Origin of the sequence: Halomonas sp. KAO (assembly GCF_015595025.1) — a bacterium.
In the GTDB taxonomy this organism is placed as follows: domain Bacteria; phylum Pseudomonadota; class Gammaproteobacteria; order Pseudomonadales; family Halomonadaceae; genus Halomonas.
Genome location: NZ_JADNRL010000028.1, coordinates 766 through 1,495 on the forward strand (window position 1 = coordinate 766; position 730 = coordinate 1,495).

Here is a 730-nt window from a genome sequence, read left to right on the forward strand (position 1 = left end):
TCGACACTCGCCCGTTCGAAAAAAGGCAGGGCCGTGTCGCCGCCTACAAAGCCGGTACTGGCAACCATATGCACGCCGGTTTTATCGGACAAGGTTTTATAGTAGTCAATATCTCGACCATTACAGATGCCTGTCGCATCGACAAACGTTGCCCCACCCCACTGCTGAGTGTTTTCATGAAACTTACGGAGCTTGGGTACAGTTTCATCATATCGCTGTTCAGGCGTTTTCCACCAACGACTATCAAGTTCACAACCAGGCATGCCGTAGCCGACGTGCTCGTGAATCGCTACGAAGCCAAGCTCAGCAGATGAGATGGTGCCAAGCACTGTATTAACGCGTGTCATTGATTTTCTCCACTTACACTTAGCAATTGCACTGTGTTACTGGCCAGCATCTGGCGAATATGTTCGGAAGACACACCCGCCTCCTCAAGCATCGGCACAAACTTTGTCAGTACATTGCTATACGGGAGATCATTTCCCGGCTCTCCGAAAGAGACGCCGGTAGCACTGGAAGACAAGATGATACGATCCACATAGCCCGCCTCGATCAGCTCAAGGATCAGGGCAACCCGCGCGGCATCATCAATGTAGCGAGAGTCACGTGACCCAACATGGTCAATCGCGAGGCGTGCGCCCGTCTTAGCGACTTCTAAGGGCCAGCCCTTCTCGACCGAATCACCGCGATCCATATCGCCCATTACAATGCGCTCCGCACGGAGCGACTC

The 730-nt window shown here is 53.0% G+C and carries 2 protein-coding genes; both read right to left on the bottom strand.

The window, feature by feature from the left end:
- On the bottom strand, window positions 1-347 hold a 347-nt coding region (locus tag IOC61_RS15900), incomplete at its 3' end, for a hypothetical protein (RefSeq protein WP_229333202.1).
- Window positions 344-730, bottom strand: a 387-nt coding sequence (locus tag IOC61_RS15905) for a hypothetical protein (protein WP_229333203.1), incomplete at its 5' end; no start/stop codon positions are given. The genes IOC61_RS15900 and IOC61_RS15905, both read right to left, overlap by 4 nt.